Genomic DNA, 17,760 nt, shown 5'->3' with positions numbered 1-17,760 from the left:
TTAATAAAAAGCATATAAAATAATGGGCAGCTCTGACTGGTCAATATATTGTGCTGTTTTCTCAAAGGCATTCATGGAAAGCATAGGACAGCCTAAACTTAAACATGCCGGTGTCTGAGATTCTTTATCCGGAATACACCCGTAAGAATGAAGAACAATAGCCCTTTGCATTGCGTTATTATTGGTAGCATCCAGACCTTTTAAGCGATAAGCTTTTCCGTATTTCCCCATATAGCTTTCACGAATCTCATACTTGCCTAATGAAGACTGATAAGAGCCATCGATATTGCTGAACTGCAATGCATCTGAATGTGGAATAACTGAGCCTGAGCCATGAGATACGATAGCTTTTTGAACTATTTTATTCTTTTTCAGATCATAAATAAAATAACGATATTTTCCCGAACTAATCTTAAAGTTAATAAAAACTGCCAAATCCTGATTATAATTTTTCCCTTTCAGATAATTTTTAATCTCAGCAATTTTAGAGGTGGGTACACCGGAAGTTTCCAACCGCTGTGACTCAGCTTTTGAACATGAGATCAGGAATATAAAAAGGAAAAGAAAGTGTCTCATCATCCAGCTGATCAAGTTATTCTATAATCATTCCGTCTTTCATGACAAGCTTACGATCTGTAATTTCAGCAAGATTAGGGTTGTGTGTTACGATCACAAATGTCTGATTATACTTATCCCTTAAATCAAAGAATAATCGGTGAAGATCATCTGCATTCTTAGAATCCAGGTTACCCGTTGGCTCATCGGCAAAAATAATTTTTGGTGAATTGATCAAAGCTCTTGCAACCGCTACCCTTTGAGCTTCCCCACCGGACAGCTGATTAGGTTTATGATGCAGCCTCTGTTCAATTTTCAAATCTTCAAATAAAGCAAAAGCCTTTTCAAGAGCTTCCTTTTCATGGGCTCCTGCAATTTTTGTAGGAAGCAATACATTTTCCAGAGCCGTAAACTCGGGAAGAAGCTGATGAAACTGAAATACAAAACCAATATTCTGGTTTCTGAATTTAGACAGCTGCTTATCATTCATGTTGATAAATGATTCTCCTGCAATAGCTATTTCCGTATCATATTTCGATGAATTGCTGGGATGATCCAGGGTTCCTAAAATCTGCAGCAATGTAGATTTTCCGGCTCCTGATTCTCCGACAATAGAAACAACCTCTCCCATTTTGATATGAATATCAACACCTTTCAGTACTTCTAAATTCCCATAAGATTTATGGATATTTCTTGCTTTAATCATGATTCAAAAATACTAATTTGATTTTAAAATCCGGCCAAAAAATAAGGCGATAATTTTTAATTCTTAAGTAAACTTCCACAAAAAACATGAAGATTTTCCGAGTTTTTATTTATTTTGAATACAACAGCTGCAATGTATCTATGAAATCACCACCATCAATAATTTTAGCAGCCCTTCCTTCAAAAGAAAAATACAGATAATCCGGATATTCTTTTTTCAGTTTTTCGAACTTTTCCTCCCCAATACTTTTCCCATCCAGATAATAATGGTTGGGTGGCGGATCCTCAACGAAGACCACAGTACCGATCTCATATCCGCCATCATTAATTTCAAATTTCCTGTTCTCCATCTTTTCCTGTTTCGAAAAAAACACAGCCTGGTTTCCATAATTATATCCACCGATATCGCCCTGTGTCTTATGCTCTTTCCTTTTGAGTTCATTGACCTCATCAAAATTAAAATACAGTACATTTTCAGCTTTAATAAGGTCATCAGGAAGGTCTATTGAAAAAAATCCATTCTCATTGGTTGAACTTTTAATATATTGTTTTTTGGTTATGAAGAAAACTTCTGCACCTGAAATCACCTTTCCGGTCTCTTTATGGATAAGCCTTCCGGACATTTTGGTAATATGCCTTATTCTCTTTTCGATATGTATTCCTGAATCATCTTTGGTTTGAGCCTGTACAAAAGCAATATTGGTCATTAAAATAACACCAGCTGCAATTTTTGGAAAAAATGGAGAACCCAATCGTCCACATACGGAGCCGTCGTTTGCTTTGTTTAGAACATCTTTGATTTCTTCGTCCGTTCGGTCCGTAAAATCAAAAATATTTTTTGAACAGATCTGGCAAAATTTTCCCTGAGAAGAGCTTTGCATATGTTCCCACTTTTCAGGGCACGGATTATTAATTTTAATATTTGTTTTCATCGGTATGAGTTTTACTGCCCGACCGGTTTTTATTACAAAAGCGATCTGGTTTTTAAATATAGATATTCCTAAGAGAAAAAGGAAAGTTTTTTTTAAAAAATCCTTATTCTGTCTGATTTCGGGGTCAAAAAAAACCTCTCATACTGAGAGGTTTTTATCTATATTATTTAGAAAAATTACACTAACAATGTTAATGGGCTCTCTAAATATGTTCTTAAAGTTTGTAAGAATTGAGCCCCTGTAGCACCGTCTACTACTCTGTGGTCACATGCCAATGAAAGTTTCATTGTGTTTCCGACTACGATCTGACCGTTTTTAACAATCGGTTTCTCAATAATTGCTCCTACAGAAAGGATAGCAGAGTTCGGCTGATTGATAATACTTGTAAATGTTTCGATTCCGAACATTCCAAGGTTAGAAATAGAGAATGTAGATCCTTCCATTTCATTTGCTTTAAGACCTTTACTCTTAGCTCTTGAAGCCATATCTTTCACTGATGCAGAAATCTGAGTATACGTCATCTGATCTGTGTTCTTCAATACAGGAACCACTAATCCGTCAGGAATAGCCACTGCTACACCAATATTGATATTTCCTCTGTGAATGATTTTATCTCCAGCCCAGCTTGAATTTACCTGAGGGTGTTTTCTTAAAGCAATCGCAGTTGCCTTAATGATCATATCATTGAAAGAGATTTTAGTATCCGGTAAAGAGTTGATTTCTTTTCTCGCTTCAATAGCTTTATCCATGTTGATTTCAACCATCAGATAATAGTGTGGAGCAGAGAATTTACTTTCAGAAAGACGTTTTGCAATTATGTTTCTTACCTGTGAGTTTGGAGTCTCTGTATCTTCTCCCTGAACGAAGCTTACCGCAACCTGAGCAGCAGCACTTGCAGCCGGAGCAGCCGGTTTTGCTTGAGAAGGCTGGTAATTTTCAATATCTTTCTTAACGATTCTTCCGTTTTCTCCAGATCCCTGAACACTGTTGATATCAACGCCTTTATCCTGAGCCATTTTTTTAGCCAATGGAGAAATTGCTACTCTGTCGGAAGATGAAGCGTCCGCAGCCGGAGCAGCTTTTTCTTCTGTTTTAGCTTCTGATTTTTGTTCAGCAGGTTTTTCGGAAACCGGAGCAGCAGCTTTTGGAGCTCCTACAGCTGAAACATCTGTTCCTGCAGGGCCAATGATAGCCAATACAGAATCAACCGGAGCAGCACCTCCTTCTTCTACTCCCTGCTTCAACAGAACTCCGTTGAATTCAGATTCGAAATCCTGTACCGCTTTATCTGTTTCGATTTCGGCAAGAAGATCTCCTTCTTTTACAGTATCCCCTACATTTTTATGCCACTTAGCTACTTTACCTTCTGTCATGGTATCAGAAAGTCTTGGCATTGTAATCATTTCCACTCCTGCCGGAATTTCTGCGCTTGCAGCTTCAGCAGCCGGAGCTTCTGTTTTAGGTTGTTCTTCAGATTTTTTTTCTTCAGAAGCTGCAGCCGGAGCAGCTGCCCCACCTGTCAATCCTGAAATATCTTCTCCTTCATTACCAATAATTGCCAAAACAGAGTCTACAGCAGCAGCAGCACCTTCTTCTACACCTACGTATAAAAGAGTTCCTTCTACTTCAGATTCGAAATCCTGAACTGCTTTGTCAGTTTCAATTTCAGCTAAAATATCTCCTTCTTTTACTTTATCTCCTACTTTTTTATGCCATTTCGCCACTTTCCCTTCCGTCATCGTGTCCGAAAGGCGGGGCATCGTAATTACTTCTGCCATAATCTATATTGATTTGAGATTCGAGATTCGAGATTTGAGATTTCGGGAACGTCAAATATCAAATATCAAATTAATTCTTTTATTTATTGATTTTCTAATTTATCTAAGAATGGATAATCTTCCTGAGCATAAACGTACTCATAGATTTTATCTGCTTCAGGGTATGGAGAATTTTCCATAAACTCGATGCATTCATCCACAAAGTCTCTTGACTTGTTATCCATAGCTTCCAATTCTTGTTCAGTAGCCCAACCGTTTTCTAAAATTCTGTGTTTAACCAGTTCGATAGGGTCATCATTTTTATGAATAGCTACTTCTTCTTTAGATCTGTATGGTTCAGCATCAGACATAGAGTGTCCTCTGTAACGGTAAGTTCTTGCTTCAATGAATGTTGGTCCGTCTCCTCTTCTTGCTCTTTCAATAGCTTCGTAAGCAGCTTCTGCCACTTTTTCAGGATCCATAGCATCTACTGCAAGACAAGGCATTTCATATCCTAATCCTAATTTATAGATATCTTCGTGATTAGCAGTTCTTTTTACAGAAGTTCCCATAGCATACTGGTTGTTTTCTACAACAAATACCACAGGCAGTTTCCAGTTCATCGCCATGTTAAAAGTTTCATGTAATGAACCTTGTCTAGCAGCTCCGTCTCCAAAGAAACAGATGTTTACAGCTTTTCTGTCGAAATATTTATCTGCAAAAGCAATACCTGCTCCCAAAGGAATCTGACCTCCTACAATACCATGTCCTCCGTAAAAACGATGTTCTTTGCTGAAAATGTGCATAGATCCACCCATACCTCCGGATGTTCCTGTTGCTTTACCACAAAGTTCCGCCATGATTCTCTTAGGATCTACTCCCATCGCCATTGGATGGATATGGCATCTGTAAGCAGTAATCATACTGTCCTTCGTTAAATCCATTGCATGTGTGAATCCGGCAGGGATTGCTTCCTGACCGTTATACAAATGTAAAAAACCCCTGATCTTTTGTTTTAGATAAAGAGAACGGCATTTGTCTTCAAACCTTCTCCACATTGTCATATCTTCATACCACTTCAGGTATACCTCTTTAGAAAATTCTTTCATGTGTTAGCTCTTGCTTTTTTATTATGAAATAGTTGAGCAAAATTATGAAAAAAACTTTGTTTTTATTGTATGCATAAGTAACTTTTCGTTTTTTCTGCAAAATCGGATGGAGATAAAACGCTTCTGTTTCTTATTCAGCCCATAGAACTTGGTGACATGCAATGAATTTATTCCTTATTAATTATTCTTAACAGATAATTTACTTTGCTATTCTTTCCTGAGGAAAATATTGCTGGTCTCAGCGCTCTACAGCTAATATCATTGATCAACTTACCTTACCCTCTATTCGGAAAGTTCATTTGTCTTTTCCTCTTGTTTTCTGGGCTTATAATGTTATATTTGACTCTTAAACTTAAATTATGGAAGAAAAAAGTTCATCTATATCCCATAAAATTTCAAAACTCGTCTCAGATTTTTTCAATCCTTTAATTTCTCTGACAATTTTCTTCATTTATATGAGTATCAGAGAATATTCCCTTACAGATTCTGTGCTTTATTTTCTTCCTATATTAGTAATGGTCATTGCTCCGGTTGTCATATGGCTGGTATGGAATGTGAAAACGGGAAGATATACTAATATGGATGTATCCAACCGTGTTCAGAGAAAGACATTATATATATTTATTGCTATCTGTCTGATTGCTTACCTTATTTTTAATTATATCAGAAACGGATATCTAGATCTGGTCATGCTATTTATTTTCATTCTTCTTTTAGCTCTTCAGATCAGTAATTTTTTCATTAAAAGCTCGATGCATACGGCTTTCAATGTGTTTGTTGCTGCATTATTTTTCTCATTAGACCCTGCCATCGGAATCCTATGGTTAGGCATTGCTGCCCTGGTTGGTATTACCAGAATTATTTTAAAAAGGCATACCGTAAAAGAAGTATTTATGGGGGCCGGAATAGCTTTTCTGATATCTTTTGTCTATCTTTATTGCAATATTCAATTTCAACATTAAAAGAATCTATGAAAATTAATCATCTTACCGCCGCGGAGGAAAACTTTATGAAGCTGTTCTGGAAACTGGATTCCTTTTATCTTAAAGACATTATGGAGCAACATCCTGAACCCAAACCACATCAGAATACAGTATCTACTTATCTGAAAATACTGGTTGAAAAAGGATATTTATCTACTCTAAAAGAAGGCAGAATTTTTAAATATACGGTGCAGGTCCCTTTTGACGAATATAAAAAGTTCTTATTAAAAGAACTTTCACATCATTTTTTTAATGACTCCGGAAAGGAAATTTTAGAATTCTTATTCAATGAAAAATTAATCTCACAAGATGATCTTAAAGGTTATTTCGACCTTAGAATTGAGATTAAACCTACCAAACCTGAGGAGCCTAAATATGAATTCGCTGAAGAAATCCTGAGCCCTAAAAAAGAGAAAAAAATCAAAAGCAAGGAAAAAGATAAAGAAAAGAAGAAAAAAAAGAAAAAAGTATAAATTGAACTGCTGATGAAAATAAAAATTTTTGAAATAACAGGAAAAGCCAAAGAAGTTATTCTACGCTCTCCTATCGTTCTCCTAATGGCTCTGTTAACTTCTACCGGAGCCATTTTTTTGCATGAAACCCAGACTTCAGAGGTTTCTTTTCTGGGTTATGCTAAATTTACCATATGTTCCGGACTGGGAATATCACTGATGTTTGCATTACAAATGCTTTCCCAACGGATCGGAAGACGTTATCTTCTTGAATGGACAGGAATTATTTTCCTCATTGGATTTTATTTAATACTGCCCGATACCCGAAAAGATTTTACAAAGGTGTATGGATACATTATCATAATAACTTTTCTTCTTTCCCATCTCTTTGTTTCTTTCGTTCCTTTCCTGCAACGGAATAAAGAGCATGGTTTTTGGCAATACAACAAAAATCTTTTTGTAAATATTGTCCTTACCTTTTTATTTACCGGGGTTCTTACCGGAGGTATAGAACTTGCAGTCTTAGCTGTTGACAAACTTTTTGATTTCAGTTTTCACGATCGAATTTACTTTGATATATTTTTTCTGATGTCTGTTACAGGGAGTTGCTTAATTTTCCTGATATTCAACGAAAACGGACTTTTCCATCTCGAAAAAGACAGTAAATATCCGGTAGTTTTAAAATTTTTCACCCAGTTTATTTTAATTCCTCTTCTCCTGATCTACGCCGTCATTCTTTATTTTTATTCATTTAAAATATTGATTAACTGGGAACTGCCAAGAGGCTGGGTATCCTATCTTGTGCTTGCATACAGTATTGTGGGAATTCTTGCTTTACTGCTTGTACATCCATTAAAGGAAGATCATGCGAAATCCTGGGTAAAAGTATTTTCAAGACTGTTCTATTATACGCTTATCCCCCTTATCATCTTACTTTTTGCGGCTGTATTTACCAGAATTTCCACATACGGATACACAGAACTCAGATATTTTGTTCTGCTCTTAGCGGTATGGCTGACAGGTTTAGTGGTCTATTTTATTTTCAGGAAAAATGCAAGCATCCGATTTATACCGGTAAGTTTATTCATACTCGGAGTCTTTGCACTTGTATTCCCTTATCTGAATGCATTCAGTGTGTCTAAAAGAAGTCAGAAAAGCGAATTGATGAAACTTTTGAATGATCATCAACTCCTTACCAACAACAGTATAGATTTTAACAAAAAAATTTCTGATCCGGTTATTGATAAAATGACATCACAGTTTGAATTTCTCATCAACAGAAAACAGGAAGCTTTTTTACTGGATCTTATAAATTCAAAAACGCGTATCCAGTTATCGGATGCTTTTAAAAATCCGTATTACTGGACGATAAATAATAGTCTTCGGAAAGCGTTCACATATGCTGATAAACATAGCGAACTACCCGAATACGAGCTTCTGACGCTTCGTTCTGAAAATGAAGTGACTGATATTAAAGGATATCAGTATTTGATTAATTTTCAAAGCTATGGGAAAATATCAAAGAAAATCAATGGAGATCAGTTTCTTATCGATAACAAAACTAAAGTAAATGAGTCGGAAGCCATTAGAGTGCTTCTTAACGGAAAGGAGGAAATAGATTTTACACCTGCTCTCATCAGACTCTTTAAAGATAGTAATAAAGATTCTGGCATTACAGAGGTAAAAGAAATTTCTGTAGAGGGCGACTTAGGAAAATATCATATTAAAATGATTTTCCCCGAAATCTCGAAAGGAAAAAATTCATACAGTACCGAGAATCTGTATTATAATGATGCGGCCCTTCTGATCAGGGAAAAATAGACATAAAAAAAGCGGCTTAAAAAAGCCGCTTCATATTTTTTACCAACGTTTTCCGCCGTTTCCACCGCGATCACCTCCGCCACGGTTGTTTCCATAGCTTCCGCCACCTCTGTTGTTTCCATAACCACCACCTCTGTTGTTATCGAAACTTCTTCTTGGCTTCTCTTCTCTTGGTTTAGCTTCAGATACGTTTAACGCTTTTCCGTTGAATTCTTTCTGATTAAGAGCTTCGATAGCTTGTTGTCCTTCTTCATCACCCATTTCAACAAAACCGAAACCTCTTGAACGGCCAGTTTCTCTGTCCATAACGATTTTAGCGGATGATACGTCTCCAAATTCTGCAAATAGATCATGCAACTCATATTCTTTAGTTGCGTAATTGATGTTTGAAACAAAAATGTTCATTTTAAATAAAATTAAAAAATTAATAAAAATTTGGTATATAAAAGAAAAACAACATAAATTAATGAACAAATATTGATTCCAAATATAAACGTATGCAAGATACAATTAAAAAAAACAAATCAAAGATTTTTTTTTAATGTTTATCACTTTTATTTTAACTCAGTCTTTAATTTAATTAAAAAAGAATAAATATTTATTGATTAACAATCAATAATTACCGATATTTACAAAAAGTTAAAGTTAGTTAACAAAATTACCAGACGATCTCTCTTTCACATTATTAATTAAAAAAAATCGAATCATGCCGATAATTGTAAACCTGGATATCATGATGGCTACAAGAAAAATGTCCCTCAATGAACTTTCTAAAAAAGTAGACCTTAGTCTTTCCAATCTTTCTATTTTAAAAACAGGAAAAGCCAAAGCGATTCGTTTCAGTACTCTTGAGGCTATTTGCGAAGCTTTAAACTGCCAACCTGGAGATATTCTGGAATATAAAGAATAGCCGTATCTTTATACCAACCAATAAAAGGCAAGGGTTATGAAAGAACATACCACCAATTTTACAAATACCCTGATTGAAGTTGCTGAAGACTGTCCTGTTTCTCACGGAGAGGTACCATCTGAGAAAAAAGAAAAAACTCTGGCTCGTCTTCAGTATGAAAAAATCATAAATCATCCTTATCAGTTTACTTCCGATGATATCATTTTTGAATGTTATGCTATTAAAAATGACATTTCAGAAAGCGAAAAACAGGAAGCAAGGATTATATTTTTTTCAAAAGGACAAGCCTGCTTCCGATCTTCCCCTCTTGCAAAAAGATACGGATTCGGTTTTCATCATAATAAACTGGGTAAAGTGGCCATTTATCCTATAGAAAGTGAAGAATATCAAAAACTCATCAATGATACTTCCGTTACAAAAGTAAGAGCAATGCGTTCCAAAAGAAAATGATTGAGAAAATGAATCATCTTCTTTTGATCAATAAATAGTATTCTTTTGAAAAGCCCGTCTTTAAACATTAAATTTGCAATACAAATTATTAGAATATGAACTATCATACCAGAAAATGGGTAAAACCTGAAGACTTAAATCCAAACCATTCTCTTTTTGGAGGAAGACTTTTACAATGGATCGATGAAGAAGCGGCGTTATACGCTATCATCCAGCTGGAAAACACAAAAGTGGTCACTAAATTCATTTCAGAAATCAATTTTGTAAGCTCTGCAAAACAAGGTGATATTATAGAAATAGGTATTGAAGCGACACATTTCGGATCATCCTCTATTACCCTGTGTTGTAATGTCAGAAACAAGATGACTCATCAGACTATCATTACAGTTGATAAAATTGTAATGGTGAACCTTGACAGTGACGGCAATCCTTCTCCTCACGGCAAAACTCAGATTGAATTCGTTAAAGACAGGTTAAATAACGACCTATGAAAATATTCATAAAAAACATGGTCTGCAACAGATGCATTTCTGCTGTTGAAGATATTTTTAATAAAGCAGGGGCAGCACCCCGTTCTGTTATATTAGGTGAAGCAGAAACAGCCTCGGAAATATCTCCTGAAAAAATGCGGATTATCGAAAAGGAACTGGTAGCAACTGGTTTTGAAAGAATTATGGATTCTGCATACCAGTTGGTGGAAAAAATTAAAAATCTGATTATTATGAAAATCAGCGGACTCGATATCTCTGAGGATTTTTTACTCTCAGAGTTTCTAAGCTCGAAACTTCATAAAGACTACAGTTCCCTTTCAAAAACCTTTTCTCAAAATGAAAACATTACCCTTGAGCAGTTTTTCATTCTTCAAAAAATTGAAAAAGTAAAGGAGTTGCTTTTGTATAACGAATTTACCCTTACTGAAATCGCGGGAAAGCTTGGATACAAAAGCGTTCAGCATCTTTCTACTCAATTCAGAAACAGTACCGGCTTCACTCCTACCGAGTTTAAAAAGCTAAAGGACCATCACAGAAAACCTCTTGACAATCTTTGATTAAGGTAAAGAGTATTAGGTAACTGAAAGTTTTGAAATTAAATCTTAACAACATTTTGAATCTCTCATTGCTCTAATACTCCGGTGCTTTTCCAACCGATCCAAATTCTATAACTATTATCCTTAAATTTATAACAACCTTAGATCTCCTTTTTGGAAATTTGTATGATAAATTTAAGCATCATGGAACGACAGTATAAAATACTAGGAATGACCTGCTCAGGTTGCCAGAAAAAGATTTCAGAAAAGCTGAACAGCGTGCAAGGTGTAAAAGCCGATGTCAATCTGGAAAACAATACCGCAACAATAACGTCTCATCACGAAGTAGGGCTTTCTGTATTAAATAATGCATTGTCCGAAATAGGAAAATATAAACTCGAAGATCCTGAAAATCCGGATAAAGTTTTTACAAAACCTCAGGATCGCGTATCTCCTTCATCCGTTTATTATTGTCCTATGGAATGCGAAGGCGACAAAGTATATTTTAAACAGGGAGAAAGATGCCCTGTCTGCAAAATGTATCTGGTTCCTATTGAAGAAAAACTGGCTAAGGATCCTAATCACAAACCAACGTATTCATCATCTAACCTTCCGGAAAATTTTAAAGACAGTATAGGAAAATACTATTGTCCTATGTTTTGCGAAGGTGACAAAACTTATGATGAAAAAGGAGACTGTCCGGTTTGCCATATGCATATGGAAGAGATCACGGCAGATCTTGTGAAAAATGCAGCATCCCATCATCATCACCATTCACATTCACACGCGCATCATCATGAAGCTCCTGCAGTAACAGATGATATGGCCGGAAAATATTATTGCCCGATGTATTGTGAAGGTGATAAAACCTATGATTCTAACGTAGGATGTCCGGTATGCGGAATGGATCTTGTAAAATATCCTGAAAAGAAAACAGCAAAATATACCTGTCCGATGCACCCGGAAATCATCCGCGACGAGCCGGGAAGCTGCCCTATCTGTGGAATGGATCTCGTAAGGATGCCCGATGGTGATGACGATGAAGAAGATGAGACATACAATATCCTTAAAAGAAAATTTATCATTTCACTGGCATTTACCATTCCTGTGTTTATCCTTTCTATGGGAGGCATGCTTATTAATTTTCCTTTCTCTCATCAGATCCAGGGCTTTATTGAGTTAGCACTAACTCTTCCTGTCACGTTTTACTCGGGATGGTTTCTTTTAAAAAGAGGTTGGGTTTCTTTCAAAACCTGGAATCTTAATATGTTCAGTCTTATTGCTCTGGGCGTAGCCGCAGCATTTATTTTCAGTATTGCCGCATTAGTATTCCCCGATATTATCCCCCATGAAATCCGTGGACATAATCATGAAATCCCTTTATATTTTGAGGCAGTCTGTGTCATCCTGACGTTGGTTATTTTGGGCCAGCTTATGGAAGCTGCCGCTCATAAAAAAACTGGGAATGCTATTAAAGAACTTATGAATCTTTCACCGGATGAAGCCCATCTTATTGTGAACGGTGAAGAAAAAAGGGTTTTACTTTCTCAGGTCAAAATCGGAGATCTTTTAAAGGTAAAACCCGGTGAAAAAATTCCGGTGGACGGTAAAATTACGGAAGGAAATTCTGTCGTGGACGAAAGCATGATCACCGGTGAACCCGTACCTGTTGAGAAAAACATCGACGACAAGGTTTCATCAGGAACGATCAACGGAAATCAGGTTTTCATTATGAGAGCTGAAAAAGTGGGTGACGAAACCCTTCTTTCTCAAATCATTAAAATGGTGAATGAAGCCAGCCGAAGCAAAGCGCCTATTCAGAAATTAACCGATAAAGTATCAAAAATATTTGTTCCGGCAGTGATACTTATTGCAGTACTCACTTTTGTGTTATGGCAGTTCTTCGGACCGGAAGGGAAAAGAAGTTTATTTGCTTTTATAAACGCGGTGGCCGTGTTAATCGTGGCCTGTCCTTGTGCACTTGGTCTTGCTACTCCTATGTCTCTCATGGTAGGAATAGGAAAAGGGGCTAAAAACGGTATTCTGATTAAAAATGCCGAAGCCCTTGAACAAATGAACAGAGTGAATGTACTGATCACTGATAAAACAGGAACCCTTACGGAAGGAAAACCATCTGTAGAGTATGTTGAAACCGCAAATGATGATGATGATGATGAGCATCAAATTTTAAAATTAGCATTTTCATTAAATCAGAATTCAGAACACCCTTTATCCAATGCAGTCATTAAAAAAGCAAAAGACGAAAACATTTCTGCTGAAAAAGTGGATCAGTTTGAAAATATTTCAGGAAAAGGAGTAAAAGGAAATATCGATGGAAAAACAACTTACCTTGGAAACGAAAGCCTTTTGACCTCTTATCAGATTCAGATTCCTGACAGCCTGAAGCAAAAAGCCGTAAAAGTACAGTCAAAAGCTCATACGATCTCTTATATTGCACAGGATCAAAAGGTATTAGGATTCATCAGCTTTACTGATAAAATTAAATCCAGCTCCAAAAAAGCAGTCGAAAGACTGACAAGCGAAGGTGTAGATATTATCATGATGACAGGAGACAATGAACATACGGCAAAAGCTGTTGCAGATGAACTGGGAATCAAACATTTTAAAGCCAACTGTCTTCCTGAAGACAAGCTGAATGAAGTTAAAAAATTACAGCAACAGGGTAAAATTGTTGCGATGACGGGAGACGGAATCAATGACTCTCCTGCCCTTGCCCAATCTGATATCGGTATTGCGATGGGAACCGGAACTGATGTAGCTATTGAAAGCGCTGAAATCACTTTATTAAAAGGAGATATTCTTGGGGTAGCAAAAGCAAAACTACTGAGCGAAAAACTTCTTAAAAATATCAAAGAAAACTTATTCTTTGCGTTTATCTATAATGTACTGGGTGTTCCGGTAGCGGCAGGATTATTGTATCCATTCTTTGGAATTCTCCTATCACCAATGATTGCCGCCGCTGCTATGAGTATCAGCTCATTATCGGTGATTCTGAATTCATTGAGATTAAACTCTGTGGATCTGAATAAACAATAACAATATGAAAAAAGAAAATCTTTATATAGGATGTTCAGGATTTTATAATAACGACTGGAAAGGGTCTTTATATCCTGTCAATGCTCAAAATAAAGATTTTCTTTCTTTATATAGCCAGACTTTTAATGCCGTTGAGATCAATTCTACATTTTACAGAAAACCTACAGCAAAAACACTTTTAAAGTGGCATGATGATACTCCTGAGGAATTTAAATTCTTTATCAAAATTCCTAAGCTAATCACTCATCAAAAGAATCTTACCGATTCAAAAGAAACCATCTCAGCATTCTGTCATCATATTCAAAACAGCCTCAAAAACAAACTTTCCGGCTTCCTGTATCAGTTTCCGCCATCTTTTCAAAATACGCCGGAAAACCGCAATAAAATTCTTAATGCATTAGATTTTAATTTTTTAAATGTCATAGAGTTCCGTCATGAGTCCTGGTGGCAGAAAGAAGTTTTTGATTTATTTAAAAATATGAATATCGTTTTTTCCGGAGTCAGTTTTCCGGGAAATCTTCCTGAAAATATAATCATCAGTCATCAGTCATTCCTCTATTATCGTCTGCACGGAAAACCTGTACTTTATAAATCTGAATACAGTAAAGATTTTCTTGATTCACTTGCCGGAAAAATAAAAAACATTCCCCAAACTGCTTTTATCTTTTTCAATAATACATGGGGAATTTCCGCTATTAAAAATGCCACCTATTTAAAAAGCATTTTAGAATAGATTTTATTCGATGCCTACATTAAAAAAACAATATGGATTTGTTAAAATAAAATAATTCCCAAAGAAATGAAGAATCATTTCCCCGCAATAAATATAGAGAATAACTATCGTTTTCACATTTATAAATGTTAAAATATAAAGAAAACGAAATCATAGTTTCATAATCAGGTTATTAGTATAAATTCTCTTTGAAATTAAGTTTTTAAAATATCCTTAAAATCTAGAAACACAGTAAAATATGGCATATAATTTGTTAACATTGTATTGTTATTTTTAACGATTTTTAACAATCTAAATCTCCATTACTTTTATGAGAAAAATTTTTGCGGGAAAGTCAAAAAATAAGACTTTTCTCGGGATGTTTGCATTGATGAGTGCAACTTCGGCTTTACTGAGCAGCTGTAATTTTAAGAATGATGTGAACAATACACCCGGTTCACAGGAACATCCTACCGCAGAAACAGTCGTCAAAATGGACGATGAAAGCGTAGACCCGGACAAAAGAGTGATCTACCTTACCTTTGACGACGGTCCTAATCAGGGGACAGAAAATCTTTTAAAAATACTGGATAAAAGGAACGTTTGTGCAACAGCTTTTCTGGTTGGAAAGCATGCCTACGGAAGCAAAAAACAAAAAAATGATCTTGAGCTCCTGAAACAAAATCCTTTAATCGAACTGGCCAATCATAGCTTTACCCATGCCCACAATAAATATACAGATTTCTATAAGAATGCTGATGCAGTGGTTCGTGATTTTGATATTGCCAAAGACAGCCTGAAATTACATGATAAAATAGCAAGAACTCCGGGAAGAAATATCTGGAGACTTAACAATATTAATGTTACTGACATTAAAAGCTCGACTGCTGCAGCAAACGGTCTTAAAAATGCAGGATACAAAGTCATAGGATGGGATCTTGAATGGAGACCTTCCCATAAAATGACTCTGAAAGGAAGCCATGAAGCCATGTTGAAAAAGGTAGACAGTATCTTTTTCAATGATCTTGAAAAGACATCCAGACATCTTGTATTCCTTACTCACGACCAATACCTCAGAGACACGGATTCTATCAATGAACTGGATCTGTTTATTGAGAAATTACAGAAAAGCAACAAGTTTGTTTTCAGAAAGATTTCACAATATCCTAAAATCAATGAGGTACTGAACTAATCCTTTCAGAAGTAGAGACAATATATGTTCAGCCACGGATACACAAATTCATTTTTTAGCGTATTTGTGGCTAAGTTTTACCCGTGAACTTTGGGTCCTTCATGTAAATTTCGGAAATTTGTATCATGAGTATTAAAGAAAGTTATCAGATTATAAAAGATCAGCTTCCGGAAGGAGTTCAGCTGGTTGCTGTTTCCAAAACCCATCCGGTATCAGCTATTCAGGAAGTTTATGAGTTGGGCCAACAAGTATTTGGTGAAAACAAAGTGCAAGAGCTGATGGAAAAATACCCTCTTCTTCCTCAGGACATCCAATGGCACCTGATCGGGCATCTCCAGACCAATAAGGTTAAATATGTCGCTCCTTTTATCGATACCATACAAAGCGTGGATTCTGAAAAGCTATTATCAGAAATCAACAAAGAATCAGGCAAGCACAGCAGAAAAATTAAAGTTTTACTACAGGTGAAAATAGCTGCTGAAGAAACAAAGTTCGGACTTGAAATCTCAGAAGCAAAACAGCTTTTCCAACAATACATTAACGGATATTTTCCCAATATCGAAATTACCGGACTCATGGGCATGGCTACGTTTACCGACAATGAAGAACAGGTCAGAAAAGAATTTTTAACCTTAAAAAAACTTTTTGATGAATTAAATCAACTGAAACCTTTAAAAACACTATCAATGGGAATGAGCGATGATTTTCCTGTAGCCATTGAATGCGGAGCTAATTCCGTAAGGGTGGGATCTGCAATTTTTGGCAGAAGAGATTACTCAAAATAGAATTTTTAGGTACAGTTTTTGCTAATAATTGAAACAAAAAATTTAAATTTGCAACTATGCAAAAAATCCTTATAGTAGAAGACGAAAAAGCAATCTCGGGAGTACTTCACAGTATTCTTTCTGATGAACTTACTGATTACGAATTTGTGATCGCAGAAGACGGCCTGGAAGGCTACAAACAGGTAGAAAAAGAAGATTTCGCACTGGTGATTTCCGATATCAAAATGCCTAAACTTTCAGGAACAGAGCTTTTGAAACAAAGTCTCGCCTTAAAACCAGAAACTACTTTCATCATGATTTCAGGCCATGCAGATATCGATTCTGCCGTATCTTGCCTGAAAGAAGGAGCATATGATTTCATTTCCAAGCCAATCGACATCAACAGGCTGATCACCAGCGTGAAAAATGCTTTGGCTAAAGAAAGCCTGAAGAAAGAGAACAAAAATCTTCAGACAGAAAACAAAACATTAAAGAGAAAAGTAAATAAAAAATATCAGATGATCGGTACTTCTCCTGCTCTTCAAAAGATTCAGGATATGATCGAGAAAGTAGCCGTTTCTGATGCAAGAGTTCTGATTACAGGCCCCAATGGTGCCGGAAAAGAACTAGTGGCTCACGCCATTCACAATCAAAGTGAGCGTGCAAGAGGCCCTATGATAGAGGTAAACTGTGCAGCGATTCCATCTGAACTTATTGAATCTGAACTATTCGGACACGTAAAAGGATCTTTTACCGGTGCTATTAAAGATAAACAAGGAAAATTTGAGCAGGCTAACGGAGGCACTATCTTTCTGGACGAAATCGGAGATATGAGTCTTATCGCTCAGGCTAAAGTATTAAGAGCACTTCAGGAAAGCAAAGTTTCTCCTGTGGGAAGTGATAAAGAAATCAAAGTTGACGTAAGAGTACTTGCGGCAACTAATAAAAATATGCAGAAAGAAATTGAAGAAGGAAAGTTCAGAGAAGATCTTTACCACAGACTTTCTGTAATTGAAATTTATGTTCCACCATTGGATGAAAGAAAAGAAGACATCAAATTATTAGTAGAGCATTTTTCAGGGATGATTGCCGATGAACACGGTACAGCTGTGAAAAAGTTTGATGATAAAGCGATTGATGCATTAAAAGCACTTTCATGGACTGGAAATATCAGAGAATTAAGGAATGTTGTTGAGAGGTTAATTATTCTTGGTGGAAACACGGTTTCCGAAAGTGACGTTGCAAGTTTTGTAAGGAAATAATTTAGTATTATTTACAATATATAAAAATTTGCAGTAGATCTACTGCAAATTTTTTTTTGATCCAATTTAAAA

At 36.0% G+C, this 17,760-nt stretch carries 18 protein-coding genes; 12 read left to right on the top strand and 6 right to left on the bottom strand.

Annotated elements, in window-relative coordinates:
* The 5 genes from JO178_RS09885 to pdhA all read right to left on the bottom strand — a co-directional run bounded on the left by JO178_RS09885 (position 1) and on the right by pdhA (position 5,058).
* Entirely contained in the window at positions 1–579 is a 579-nt protein-coding gene (locus JO178_RS09885) for a murein L,D-transpeptidase catalytic domain-containing protein (protein ID WP_291934891.1), read from the bottom strand.
* A 13-nt stretch (positions 580–592) separates the two neighbouring features.
* Complete coding sequence (locus JO178_RS09880; RefSeq protein ID WP_291934889.1) at positions 593–1,261, bottom strand: ABC transporter ATP-binding protein; 669 nt, start codon at positions 1,259–1,261, stop codon at positions 593–595.
* 109 nt (positions 1,262–1,370) lie between these two features.
* Positions 1,371–2,192 (bottom strand): hypothetical protein, encoded by an 822-nt coding sequence (locus tag JO178_RS09875; RefSeq protein ID WP_291934887.1) that lies wholly within the window; start codon positions 2,190–2,192, stop codon positions 1,371–1,373.
* 176 nt (positions 2,193–2,368) lie between these two features.
* The gene (locus tag JO178_RS09870; RefSeq protein ID WP_291934885.1) at positions 2,369–3,970 is read right to left on the bottom strand and encodes a 2-oxo acid dehydrogenase subunit E2; all 1,602 of its coding nucleotides are present in this window, start codon (positions 3,968–3,970) and stop codon (positions 2,369–2,371) included.
* 83 nt (positions 3,971–4,053) lie between these two features.
* Positions 4,054–5,058: a pyruvate dehydrogenase (acetyl-transferring) E1 component subunit alpha gene (gene pdhA / locus JO178_RS09865; protein ID WP_291934883.1), complete on the bottom strand. Its 1,005-nt coding sequence runs from the start codon at positions 5,056–5,058 to the stop codon at positions 4,054–4,056.
* Between the two features lie 359 nt (positions 5,059–5,417).
* Between pdhA and JO178_RS09860 the strand changes: the two genes are divergently transcribed.
* Genes JO178_RS09860 through JO178_RS09850 form a run of 3 tightly spaced genes read left to right on the top strand, consistent with a single transcriptional unit; the run spans position 5,418 to position 8,314 of the window.
* The gene (locus tag JO178_RS09860) at positions 5,418–6,020 is read left to right on the top strand and encodes an ABC transporter permease (protein ID WP_291934881.1); all 603 of its coding nucleotides are present in this window, start codon (positions 5,418–5,420) and stop codon (positions 6,018–6,020) included.
* 8 nt (positions 6,021–6,028) lie between these two features.
* A complete protein-coding gene (locus JO178_RS09855; protein WP_291934879.1) occupies positions 6,029–6,514 on the top strand; it encodes a BlaI/MecI/CopY family transcriptional regulator in 486 nt (161 codons plus the stop codon).
* Positions 6,515–6,526: 12 nt separating this feature from the next.
* Complete coding sequence (locus JO178_RS09850; RefSeq protein ID WP_291934877.1) at positions 6,527–8,314, top strand: DUF4153 domain-containing protein; 1,788 nt, start codon at positions 6,527–6,529, stop codon at positions 8,312–8,314.
* A gap of 39 nt (positions 8,315–8,353) precedes the next feature.
* Here the strand turns inward: JO178_RS09850 and JO178_RS09845 are convergent, their stop codons facing one another.
* A complete protein-coding gene (locus JO178_RS09845) occupies positions 8,354–8,719 on the bottom strand; it encodes an RNA-binding protein (RefSeq protein ID WP_291934875.1) in 366 nt (121 codons plus the stop codon).
* 301 nt (positions 8,720–9,020) lie between these two features.
* Between JO178_RS09845 and JO178_RS09840 the strand changes: the two genes are divergently transcribed.
* From JO178_RS09840 to JO178_RS09800, 9 genes are all read left to right on the top strand, one after another.
* Entirely contained in the window at positions 9,021–9,224 is a 204-nt protein-coding gene (locus tag JO178_RS09840; RefSeq protein ID WP_291934873.1) for a helix-turn-helix transcriptional regulator, read from the top strand.
* A 36-nt stretch (positions 9,225–9,260) separates the two neighbouring features.
* Positions 9,261–9,674: a DUF6157 family protein gene (locus JO178_RS09835; protein WP_291934871.1), complete on the top strand. Its 414-nt coding sequence runs from the start codon at positions 9,261–9,263 to the stop codon at positions 9,672–9,674.
* 95 nt (positions 9,675–9,769) lie between these two features.
* On the top strand, positions 9,770–10,165 hold the full coding sequence (locus JO178_RS09830) for a hotdog domain-containing protein (protein WP_291934870.1): 396 nt from the start codon (positions 9,770–9,772) through the stop codon (positions 10,163–10,165).
* Complete coding sequence (locus tag JO178_RS09825) at positions 10,162–10,722, top strand: AraC family transcriptional regulator (protein WP_291934868.1); 561 nt, start codon at positions 10,162–10,164, stop codon at positions 10,720–10,722. The genes JO178_RS09830 and JO178_RS09825 overlap by 4 nt, the downstream gene beginning before the upstream one ends.
* A 183-nt stretch (positions 10,723–10,905) precedes the next feature.
* On the top strand, positions 10,906–13,758 hold the full coding sequence (locus JO178_RS09820) for a heavy metal translocating P-type ATPase (RefSeq protein ID WP_291934866.1): 2,853 nt from the start codon (positions 10,906–10,908) through the stop codon (positions 13,756–13,758).
* A 4-nt stretch (positions 13,759–13,762) separates the two neighbouring features.
* Complete coding sequence (locus tag JO178_RS09815; protein ID WP_291934864.1) at positions 13,763–14,491, top strand: DUF72 domain-containing protein; 729 nt, start codon at positions 13,763–13,765, stop codon at positions 14,489–14,491.
* Between the two features lie 310 nt (positions 14,492–14,801).
* Positions 14,802–15,662, top strand: a complete 861-nt coding sequence (locus JO178_RS09810) for a polysaccharide deacetylase family protein (RefSeq protein ID WP_291934862.1) — start codon at positions 14,802–14,804, stop codon at positions 15,660–15,662.
* A gap of 125 nt (positions 15,663–15,787) precedes the next feature.
* Positions 15,788–16,447, top strand: coding sequence for a YggS family pyridoxal phosphate-dependent enzyme (locus JO178_RS09805; RefSeq protein ID WP_291934860.1), 660 nt, complete (start codon positions 15,788–15,790; stop codon positions 16,445–16,447).
* A 56-nt stretch (positions 16,448–16,503) separates the two neighbouring features.
* The gene (locus JO178_RS09800; protein ID WP_291934858.1) at positions 16,504–17,688 is read left to right on the top strand and encodes a sigma-54 dependent transcriptional regulator; all 1,185 of its coding nucleotides are present in this window, start codon (positions 16,504–16,506) and stop codon (positions 17,686–17,688) included.
* The last annotated feature ends 72 nt before the right edge of the window (positions 17,689–17,760 follow it).

Origin of the sequence: Chryseobacterium sp., assembly GCF_019236175.1 — a bacterium.
In the GTDB taxonomy this organism is placed as follows: domain Bacteria; phylum Bacteroidota; class Bacteroidia; order Flavobacteriales; family Weeksellaceae; genus Chryseobacterium.
This window is presented reverse-complemented; position numbering and strand designations above follow the sequence as displayed.

Bases quoted from the DNA above. Each gene is read 5' to 3' on its own strand.
- JO178_RS09885 (WP_291934891.1), bottom strand. From the start codon at position 579: ATGATGAGACACTTTCTTTTCCTTTTTATATTCCTGATCTCATGTTCA.
- JO178_RS09880 (WP_291934889.1), bottom strand. From the start codon at position 1,261: ATGATTAAAGCAAGAAATATCCATAAATCTTATGGGAATTTAGAAGTA.
- JO178_RS09875 (WP_291934887.1), bottom strand. From the start codon at position 2,192: ATGAAAACAAATATTAAAATTAATAATCCGTGCCCTGAAAAGTGGGAA.
- JO178_RS09870 (WP_291934885.1), bottom strand. From the start codon at position 3,970: ATGGCAGAAGTAATTACGATGCCCCGCCTTTCGGACACGATGACGGAA.
- pdhA (WP_291934883.1), bottom strand. From the start codon at position 5,058: ATGAAAGAATTTTCTAAAGAGGTATACCTGAAGTGGTATGAAGATATG.
- JO178_RS09860 (WP_291934881.1), top strand. From the start codon at position 5,418: ATGGAAGAAAAAAGTTCATCTATATCCCATAAAATTTCAAAACTCGTC.
- JO178_RS09855 (WP_291934879.1), top strand. From the start codon at position 6,029: ATGAAAATTAATCATCTTACCGCCGCGGAGGAAAACTTTATGAAGCTG.
- JO178_RS09850 (WP_291934877.1), top strand. From the start codon at position 6,527: ATGAAAATAAAAATTTTTGAAATAACAGGAAAAGCCAAAGAAGTTATT.
- JO178_RS09845 (WP_291934875.1), bottom strand. From the start codon at position 8,719: ATGAACATTTTTGTTTCAAACATCAATTACGCAACTAAAGAATATGAG.
- JO178_RS09840 (WP_291934873.1), top strand. From the start codon at position 9,021: ATGCCGATAATTGTAAACCTGGATATCATGATGGCTACAAGAAAAATG.
- JO178_RS09835 (WP_291934871.1), top strand. From the start codon at position 9,261: ATGAAAGAACATACCACCAATTTTACAAATACCCTGATTGAAGTTGCT.
- JO178_RS09830 (WP_291934870.1), top strand. From the start codon at position 9,770: ATGAACTATCATACCAGAAAATGGGTAAAACCTGAAGACTTAAATCCA.
- JO178_RS09825 (WP_291934868.1), top strand. From the start codon at position 10,162: ATGAAAATATTCATAAAAAACATGGTCTGCAACAGATGCATTTCTGCT.
- JO178_RS09820 (WP_291934866.1), top strand. From the start codon at position 10,906: ATGGAACGACAGTATAAAATACTAGGAATGACCTGCTCAGGTTGCCAG.
- JO178_RS09815 (WP_291934864.1), top strand. From the start codon at position 13,763: ATGAAAAAAGAAAATCTTTATATAGGATGTTCAGGATTTTATAATAAC.
- JO178_RS09810 (WP_291934862.1), top strand. From the start codon at position 14,802: ATGAGAAAAATTTTTGCGGGAAAGTCAAAAAATAAGACTTTTCTCGGG.
- JO178_RS09805 (WP_291934860.1), top strand. From the start codon at position 15,788: ATGAGTATTAAAGAAAGTTATCAGATTATAAAAGATCAGCTTCCGGAA.
- JO178_RS09800 (WP_291934858.1), top strand. From the start codon at position 16,504: ATGCAAAAAATCCTTATAGTAGAAGACGAAAAAGCAATCTCGGGAGTA.